Source organism: Desulfobacterales bacterium (genome assembly GCA_028704555.1).
Classification (GTDB): domain Bacteria; phylum Desulfobacterota; class Desulfobacteria; order Desulfobacterales; family JAQWFD01; genus JAQWFD01.
The window spans coordinates 1-8,329 of the sequence record JAQWFD010000064.1; the positions used below are offsets into that span (position 1 = coordinate 1).

The 8,329-nt window shown below is 49.8% G+C and carries 9 protein-coding genes and 1 tRNA gene; 9 read left to right on the forward strand and 1 reads right to left on the reverse strand.

Going from position 1 to position 8,329, the window contains the following annotated elements; genetic code table 11:
* The 9 genes from PHQ97_15385 to PHQ97_15425 all read left to right on the forward strand — a co-directional run.
* A partial coding sequence (locus PHQ97_15385) for an electron transfer flavoprotein subunit beta (protein ID MDD4394114.1) occupies window positions 1-544 on the forward strand: 544 nt, incomplete at its 5' end.
* Between the two features lie 26 nt (window positions 545-570).
* The gene (locus PHQ97_15390) at window positions 571-1,536 is read left to right on the forward strand and encodes an electron transfer flavoprotein subunit alpha/FixB family protein (protein MDD4394115.1); all 966 of its coding nucleotides are present in this window, start codon (window positions 571-573) and stop codon (window positions 1,534-1,536) included.
* A 238-nt stretch (window positions 1,537-1,774) separates the two neighbouring features.
* Window positions 1,775-3,091: a 30S ribosomal protein S12 methylthiotransferase RimO gene (gene rimO / locus PHQ97_15395; GenBank protein ID MDD4394116.1), complete on the forward strand. Its 1,317-nt coding sequence runs from the start codon at window positions 1,775-1,777 to the stop codon at window positions 3,089-3,091.
* On the forward strand, window positions 3,088-4,068 hold the full coding sequence (locus PHQ97_15400; GenBank protein ID MDD4394117.1) for a polyprenyl synthetase family protein: 981 nt from the start codon (window positions 3,088-3,090) through the stop codon (window positions 4,066-4,068). Before rimO ends, PHQ97_15400 begins: the two co-directional genes overlap by 4 nt.
* A 52-nt stretch (window positions 4,069-4,120) precedes the next feature.
* Window positions 4,121-5,362 carry a hypothetical protein gene (locus tag PHQ97_15405; GenBank protein MDD4394118.1) on the forward strand — a complete coding sequence of 414 codons (1,242 nt, stop codon included), beginning with the start codon at window positions 4,121-4,123 and terminating at the stop codon, window positions 5,360-5,362.
* Window positions 5,363-5,459: 97 nt separating this feature from the next.
* Window positions 5,460-6,035: a CDP-alcohol phosphatidyltransferase family protein gene (locus tag PHQ97_15410; protein ID MDD4394119.1), complete on the forward strand. Its 576-nt coding sequence runs from the start codon at window positions 5,460-5,462 to the stop codon at window positions 6,033-6,035.
* Between the two features lie 64 nt (window positions 6,036-6,099).
* Window positions 6,100-6,174, forward strand: a tRNA-Val gene (locus PHQ97_15415).
* A 542-nt stretch (window positions 6,175-6,716) separates the two neighbouring features.
* Window positions 6,717-7,013 (forward strand): isoamylase early set domain-containing protein, encoded by a 297-nt coding sequence (locus PHQ97_15420; GenBank protein ID MDD4394120.1) that lies wholly within the window; start codon window positions 6,717-6,719, stop codon window positions 7,011-7,013.
* A 305-nt stretch (window positions 7,014-7,318) separates the two neighbouring features.
* Window positions 7,319-7,591, forward strand: a complete 273-nt coding sequence (locus tag PHQ97_15425) for a DUF3417 domain-containing protein (protein MDD4394121.1) — start codon at window positions 7,319-7,321, stop codon at window positions 7,589-7,591.
* Between the two features lie 149 nt (window positions 7,592-7,740).
* On the opposite strand, the gene PHQ97_15430 is transcribed toward PHQ97_15425, so the two are convergent.
* The gene (locus tag PHQ97_15430) at window positions 7,741-8,025 is read right to left on the reverse strand and encodes a hypothetical protein (GenBank protein MDD4394122.1); all 285 of its coding nucleotides are present in this window, start codon (window positions 8,023-8,025) and stop codon (window positions 7,741-7,743) included.
* Window positions 8,026-8,329 lie beyond the last annotated feature (304 nt).

Here is an 8,329-nt window from a genome sequence, read left to right on the forward strand (position 1 = left end):
TAAAGGAATTTTGATCAGTGATCCGGCCGCTGAAAACTGTGATGGATCAGGGGTTGCCAGAATACTTTCAACGGTGCTGTCATCGATTGAGTTCGATCTGGTGATTGCGGGGCAGCGCGCTGTGGATAATGACAATTTTCTGGTGGGTGCGGCCGTGGCGGAATTTCTGGATATGCCGCATATGTCCATGGTGTTTAAACAGGAAATTTCAGGAGACCGCATCCAATGCCATTGTACGGTCGATGGAGGAAGTGCGGTGATCGAATCCCCCCTGCCGGCACTGTTTACAACCCAGCGGGGATTGAATGAGCCCCGTTATGTGTCCCTGCCCGGAATCATGAAAGCCAAACGCAAGTCGATTGATATAAAAGCCCTCGGAGACATTGGTCTGGATGCCGATACCATTGGCCGGTCTAAAATAAAAATTGTGTCAGTAAAATTTCCTCCTCAGCGGGCAGCATGCACCATGATACAAGGGGATTCAGATCAGGCAAAGGCGGTTGAACTGGTTAAGGCCCTGCACGAACAGGCTAAAGTTTTATAAGATCCGAAAAAATGGGGAGGATGCATATGTCAACAATTATACTGGCTGTTGCGGAACAGATTGATGGCGTTTTTCGAAAAGTCGCTTATGAGTCATTAAGCCTGGGTCGACAGATTGCGGACGAAGTGGGTGGCAGCCTGTCTGCGCTGGTTCTGGGGTCTGAAATTGATGCTATTGCCGGAAAATTGAAAGCTTACGGTGCGGATAAGATTATTATCGCCGATGATCCGTCTCTGGAAAATTATCTGACCGATGTGTATACCAACGTGGTGGCCGATGTGGTGGAATCCGAACAGCCATCGGTTCTGGTTATAGGGGCCTCAACACGGGGCAGGGATCTGGCCGCCCGACTTTCAGCCCGGCTCAACGCGCCGGTGGCCATGGACGCACTTCAGATTCGATTCGATGGGGATCAGCTCATCGCCACCCGTCCGGTGTACGGCGGCAGAATTCTTGCGGATGTGCTGCTGGACGGCTCTCCCCGGATCGTGGCCATCCGGCCCAATGCGGTTTCGATATCCGGATCGGAAGGGATCGGGGCCGTGGAGATGTTCACCGTAAATCCGGGGAAAACAGCGTTAAAATTTGTTAAAAAAACGCTCGATACCGGGAAAATCGAACTGACCGAGGCAGATGTGATTGTCTCCGGTGGCAGAGGGTTGGGGGGGGCGGATTTCTCAGCTCTGGAAGCGCTTGCAGATTTGCTCGGAGGCACTGTGGGCGCGTCGCGTTCTGCCGTGGATGAGGGCTGGAGGCCGCATTCGGATCAGGTGGGGCAGACCGGTAAAACGGTTTCGCCGGCATTGTATATTGCTTGTGGACTTTCCGGCGCCATACAGCATCTGGCGGGCATGTCGACTTCCAAGATCATCGTGGCGATTAATAAAGATCCTGAGGCTCAGATATTTTCGAAAGCGGATTACGGGATCGTGGGGGATCTGTTTGAGATAGTGCCGCTGATCACCCGGGAGGTAATCCGTATAAAAGGTTAGAAAAAATGTTATCCAACGCCTGCTTTTCTTGAGCAATGGTGAAAAGCGGTTATTTCAATCTCTGCGCCCATCTTCAGGATTGGAAATATCTTTTGTGCCCGACTTTTTAATCCGGATTTATGGACGGATACAAGTTGGCAGAAGCATTTTGACATTTCCTTCGACAACTGATAACAGCTGATCGCCTCGGGGATACAGTGGCGCGGACCATACTAAATGAGAGATTAAAGAACTTACGATGAAATTGTATCTGATAAGCCTCGGATGTGCGCGAAACCTTATAGACAGTGATATCATGCTGAGCCGCCTGATGATACCCGGCTGGATAGTGACCGAAAAGCCGGAAGAGGCGGACGTTATCCTTGTCAATACCTGCGGCTTCATTGAAGCGGCGGCGGATGAATCCATCCGGACCATTCTGGAGATGGCCCGGTTTAAAATCGATGGGGTATGCCGAACGCTTGTGGTTGCCGGGTGTCTTCCGGAGCGTTTCGGAGAGCAGATTGCAGCCGAACTTCCGGAAGTGGATATATTTCTCGGGACCGGCGCCTATGATAAAATTTGTGAAATTCTTACGTCGCCACCGGCAGGTTCCCACTGCGTACTGCCGGATCCCAATTCGATCGGTTTTCAGCCGGTGGGCTCAACCCGGACCCTGACGCCATCTCATATGGCATATCTTAAAATCGCCGAAGGCTGCAGCAAACACTGCACCTACTGCATCATACCCAGGCTTCGGGGGCGACACAGAAGCCGGCCGCTTAAGGATATCGTATCCGAAGCCCGTCTGCTGGTCTCTGAAGGAGCCAGGGAATTAATCCTGGTCGCTCAGGACACCACGGCCTACGGGCAGGAGCTGGCAGGAGAAGGCGGTCTTGAGTGTGTACTGGAGGCGCTTTCAGGCATATCGGATCATTTGTGGATACGGTTTCTTTACGGGCATCCGGCCAGTATCACGGATTTGGTCGTCCGAACTGTAGCCCGCCATTCAAATATCTGTTCGTATTTTGACATTCCGGTTCAGCATGCCGCCGACAGAATATTAAAACAGATGGGCCGACCATGTACGGCCGATGATCTGTACCGGTTATATGACAGCATCCGTACGGTTGTGCCCGATGCTGCGCTCCGGACAACCGTGATGGTCGGGTTCCCGGGAGAAACCGATGCGGATTTTAAAGAATTGCTGAGGTTTATAGAAACGGTCCGGTTTGATCAGCTGGGCGGATTTATATATTCGGATTTTGATGATTTATCCTCCCACACGCTTAGCGGTCATGTGCCGGAACACGTGGCAAAAGAGCGATTTGACGAACTCATGAAGCGCCAGCGCGATATTGCCATGCAGATCAATCAACAGCATGTGGAAAAGGTGCTGGACGTTCTGGTTGAGGAGAATCCCGAACAGCACCTTTTTGTCGGAAGGACTTCGTTTCAGGCCCCGGAAGTGGATGGCGTAACCTATATCCATGGTGAAAATCTGCAGGTGGGGGATTTTGTCAAAATCAGAATCACGGATGCTTACGAATATGATCTTTCAGGAGAAGCCTTATGAGTCCGCTTAAACATAAGATCAAGGACGGAATAAATGAAGACCTGACCGGTATCGAAGACGAATTGAAGCGCCATTTAAGCCCTTGTCTGGATCTTGTGTCCCAGGTCGCCGGACATATCCTGTTTTGCGGAGGAAAGCGCATACGGCCCCTTTTGATGATATTATCGGCGAGAATCTGTGGCTATAACGGCGATCAGGATAAAAAATATTCCACCATGTTTGAATACCTGCATACGGCGACCCTGTTGCATGATGACGTTGTGGACGGGGCATCCATGAGAAGAGGCAAGCCCGTGGCCAATTCAATCTGGGATCCGGCAACAGTCATTCTGGCGGGTGATTTTCTCCTGGCGAGGGCGCTTTCGATATCGGCTGAAACCGGCAGCCCGAAAGTCATTCGCACGATTGCCGATATCACCGAAAAGATGTCACAGGGCGAGATTCATCAGCTGCAAAGGAAAAACGATAGCAGCCTTTCTGAATCCGAATATCTGGAAGTGATCCGGAATAAAACCGCTGTACTCGTTTCCGGCGCCTGCCGGGTGGGCGCCATCATCGCGCAGGCCTCCGAAATAGAGGAAGAGGCACTGCATACGTATGGGTATCATATCGGGATGGCGTTCCAGATGGCGGACGATCTGCTCGACTATACAGCGGACTCGACCGTGCTTGGCAAACACATCGGAGCTGATTTGAAAGAGGGGAAAATGACACTTCCGGTCATCGTCGCTTTTGAACGGGCCGATTCCAGCGATCGGAAGTTCATGGAGAAGATATTAAACGCCCGAGATTTTTCTATACAGGATTTTGAAAAATTGTTAACATTGTTAACAAAATATGGCGGGATCGAGTATACCCGCCGGGCGGCTGCAGATCATATCCAAAAGGCAAAACAAGCCCTGACTGTTTTCAAGCCTGCTATAACCCGAAATATTCTGTCTGATATCGCTGACTTTGTATTAACCCGAAAATCCTGACGTTTGTCGTTCAACGTGTTTGAACCTTTTCAAAGGCGGTGGAGGTTGGTTTATGCTATTATCGTCTCACATCCGGCGCAGAGGCTGCTTGTGTCTGGTACCTGCTCTGATCGTTTTGTTCGTCACCTTCTGCAGCGGCTTTGCTGCTGAACCGGTTGCTGATAACACGGTTGAGGTCATCGGCACAGGCTGTATCCGGGGAAATAATGTTGAGGCCGCCAGAGATAAGGCTGTTTCAAACGGATTGGTGGCTGCCATTGGAGAAACCGTATCCCGCCTCATAACGTCTCAAGCCGTTGTGGATCAGTTTCAGATTCTGGACAAGTATCTTTACCGTGATGCCGATAACTTTATTCAGGATTACAAGGTGCTGACTCAGTTAAAGGCGAATACATATTACCGGGTTTTCATTCGGGCGACGGTGTCTGAAGATAAAATCAGAGATCAATTATCCGGTCTGGGAATCCTGTCTTTAAAAAAGGATACCCCGGGGTTGCTTTTGTTGATTGCCGAACGCAATGTGGAAGACCTTGCGCCAAAATGCTGGTGGAAAACCACCGGGGGTGGAGAAATCAGCATTGCAGAAAAGGCGGTGGCCCGGAAAATGGCCGATAAGGGCTTCCAGATCGTATCCCATGCTGATGAAACGCTTTGGAAGGAAAACGGATATGCTGCCGGGAGCACCAAAACCGATGAAGAGACGGCGCTTTTTCTGGGCGAACATTTTCAGGCGGATGTGGTCATTATCGGTACATCCGAGGCCGTTCCGGGACCCAATATGATGGGCGGGGATCTCAGATCGTTTGAGGGCCGAATGACGGCGCAAGCCCTTCGGGTCGGTACCGGTGAAAAAATTGCTTTCGCGGATCAGCACTTTGCAGCTGTGAACAGGGACGTGTCAACAGGATGCCTGGAAGCGCTGACAGGCGCAGGTACTCTTGTCGCTGATGATCTGGCGGTTCAGATTATGTCCGTGTGGAATTCCGGATACGGCGAACTCTCGGACATCGAAATCATTGTCCGGGGAACCAAACAACTCGGGCATTTTGTCAGGTTCAGAAAAATACTAAATGAGGTTTCCGGCGTTGAACGTGTTGCGCTGAAAGCGATAAGCGGCAATGAAGGGACGATAAAAGCCGTGTTCCATGGCACAGCCAAAGACCTTGCCCAGGCATTGATGTTAAGAACGTACGATGATTTCGGAATCAATATCTCAGAAACTGACCCGCAGGGCTTGACTGTCGATCTGATTTCCGATTCGCCTGTTCTTTCTGGAAAACCGCTGTCTCCCTGATCGCTGCTTCATGGGGTTGGTCAGCATAGAATTTCCGGGATACAGCTGTAAATAAAAAAACAGTTATTTATACAATCAACGGATGTGTCATTCAGCATTGAAATCAGGAGATTTTGACATAAATATCCCAAACCTGATCACCATCAGCAGAATCGTATTAACTCCGGTTTTCGTTATCCTGCTGTTGAAGGATTTACGGTTTGCGGCTTTTGTTGTGTTTACGGTCGCAGGTATCAGCGATGCCCTGGACGGCCTGATTGCCAGATGTTTTAATAAACGCACGGTGTTGGGGTCCTATCTGGATCCGATTGCCGACAAGTTGCTTCTGGTATCCGCGTTTGTCTGCCTGGCGGTTCTTGAAATTATTCCGGAATGGCTGGCGGTCATTGTGCTGAGCCGGGATATCGTGATTGTTCTCGGCATTGCGGTGTTTTCCATTACAGATATTCATGTTGAAATGCGGCCGAGCCTGGTCAGCAAGTGCACGACGCTGTTCCAGATCGCCACGGTAATATTGAGCCTTCTGGAGCCGAAGATTAAAATCGCATTGTTCAGCGAAAATTTACTTTACTGGTTTACTGCAGGATTGACGGTTTTATCCGGATTCCATTATCTATATCACGGGTTGAATATATTGCAGAATTCGTTAGGTAACAGTCAGGGGCGGAAATAACGGGTTCTGTGTCTAATTTTTCTTGACACGGATATCATCGGGTGATAGGTTTTGGCTTTCATGAAGGCACGTAGCTCAGTGGGAGAGCACTACCCTGACACGGTAGGGGTCGTTGGTTCAAATCCAATCGTGCCTACCAGTAAAATCAAGGGATTACGGTTTGTTTCGTAATCCCTTTTTGTGTTTATACTGTCTTTTTCAATGCCGCTGTCTTACAGGACAGGCTGTCCTTCCGGTTTCATTTTTTGATCCCTGCAAGAACAGGGTTTCGGGAAAAATAAATTGCACCGCCGTGCCTGTACGTTTACCCGTCTTCCGCGTTGTATGAAAGAGCACATACGACAAGTATCCGCTCGTTGATAGGGTCTGGTCTTGAAGACGGACACAAATGCTGCGCAATCCCGGTTTTTTTTTCGAGGTCCTAAAATGTATTTCTGCTGATAAATTTTTCCTTCCGCTGGTTATTACGGCTGAAAGGACGGAAAAATTCAACTGCTGGGGGTGCGGAAGCAATACGACACAGGAAATAAAATAACTTGATTAGGATATTATTATATAATATTAATATGTTAATAGATTTTCCCCGGGACAGGTTTCGGCTGTGAATGCCGATCCGATCGGATTGTTTTTTATTACGGAGTTGCGGAATAACGTAGTATCAAAACGTAAGGGGGAATAATTATGATTAAAAAAAGCTATTCAAAGACAGGAAATTTTTGTCGGGTTACCTTTAAGCTTCCGGCAGCCGTCCATGCGGAAGCGGCTATGTTATGCGGGGATTTCAATGAATGGGATACCGGATCCAATCCCATGAGGCGGCTGAAAGACGGCGGATTCAGTTTTACCCTTTCCCTGGCGTGCGGTAGAAACTATCGTTACCGGTATCTGCTGGACGGTCATCATTGGGAAAATGATTGGGATGCAGATGATTATGTTCCTAATGATTTTGGAGGTGAGGATTCGGTGGTGAATCTGTAGGCTGCCGGCATATGTCTCATCTTCCGGCTCCTTCCGCTGTCCTGCAGTGCAAACGTAATGAGTTGAATTAAAAATAAAAACAACTGATTCATACTTATACAGGTCTGTATTCATTGGCACGGGGAAGCGTTATTGCTTTTTTGTCCATAAATGGTTTTTTCAACGTCTGCGGTTATCTACCCAATCTTTGCGTTAAACTGAGGCGTTGCGTTTCGTTTGAACGGGCTGCGCCGGGAAAAATTATCGGCAGTGCGCGGATACGATCGAATGTAGGCCCTGCCGGTATTTTTTCAGCGTCAAATTGCTTGAAACATCCCAATCGGCAAACCCGGCTGCCGGATCAGATATTTCCGGCGATTCCCGAACCGGTGCTGTTTCTGGAAGATCTGTTCACAAGCCTCTGGTGGTGCTGGCATCACGATGCGATTGAACTGTTCGGTCGCGTCAGCCCTGCGTTCTGGCAAAAGTCGGAGATCAATCCGGTGGCGTTTTTAACCGATGTCCCTCGGGATCGATTTGTCGAACTGTGTCCTGTCGTGGGGGCAGACGAAGGGCGCAGGACCGGGTGGTCGGTGTAAAGGCTGATGAAACAGGCCCGGGTGTTGGCCCTGTCAATGAGATATTCCGTGATGCGGTCTCCTTTTTTTACTCCGAAAGTGACGGGGCGCTGTATCCGTCCGAAACGTATAAGAGGTGTCCGATCAGATCGGCAACGACATCGAGCCGTTCATTTGGCAAGTGATGCGGCAAAAAGTGCGCCCCGATAGTTTTTCCGGCGATCGGTCGCGCAGATTGTCGGTTTTTTGGAGTAGAGATAAATCAGATGCCCCTTAAGGTGCGGATGTCCTGAATGTATCGGGGCCTGCCTTCGGGTCATGAGGTTCCGCCGGGCATTCCGTTTCCGGCGATCTACAGGGGGGATGCGCCGGGCATTGAACGGTATGGTGTCTTTTTTTTCTGCCCGTCTGCCGCCGTTATCCATTTTTGCCATCAGTTCATTAAACGTACTCATGGGAAGTCTCCCTGAAAAAGATGCTGAAAGCCGAACGCTCAAATCAGAATGAAAATGCCGGGCTTGATCATAACTGCGGCCATAACGTCGTGAGGACCGTCCCGGCCGTTTCCGGCTTCTCCAGCACGATGCGGGGGGATGCCGGGTCAAGAAACAAAATTTAACGCAAAAAAGATGCTAACCCAAGTTCGCCAATTTAGATCAAGGCTTGGCGTCATTCGGGGGCTTGGCGATTTTTGTGGTCACTACTCATTTTGCAGCATATCGTTTCCTCGGTAGCGGGACCTCCTTGAGTCCCAGGTTC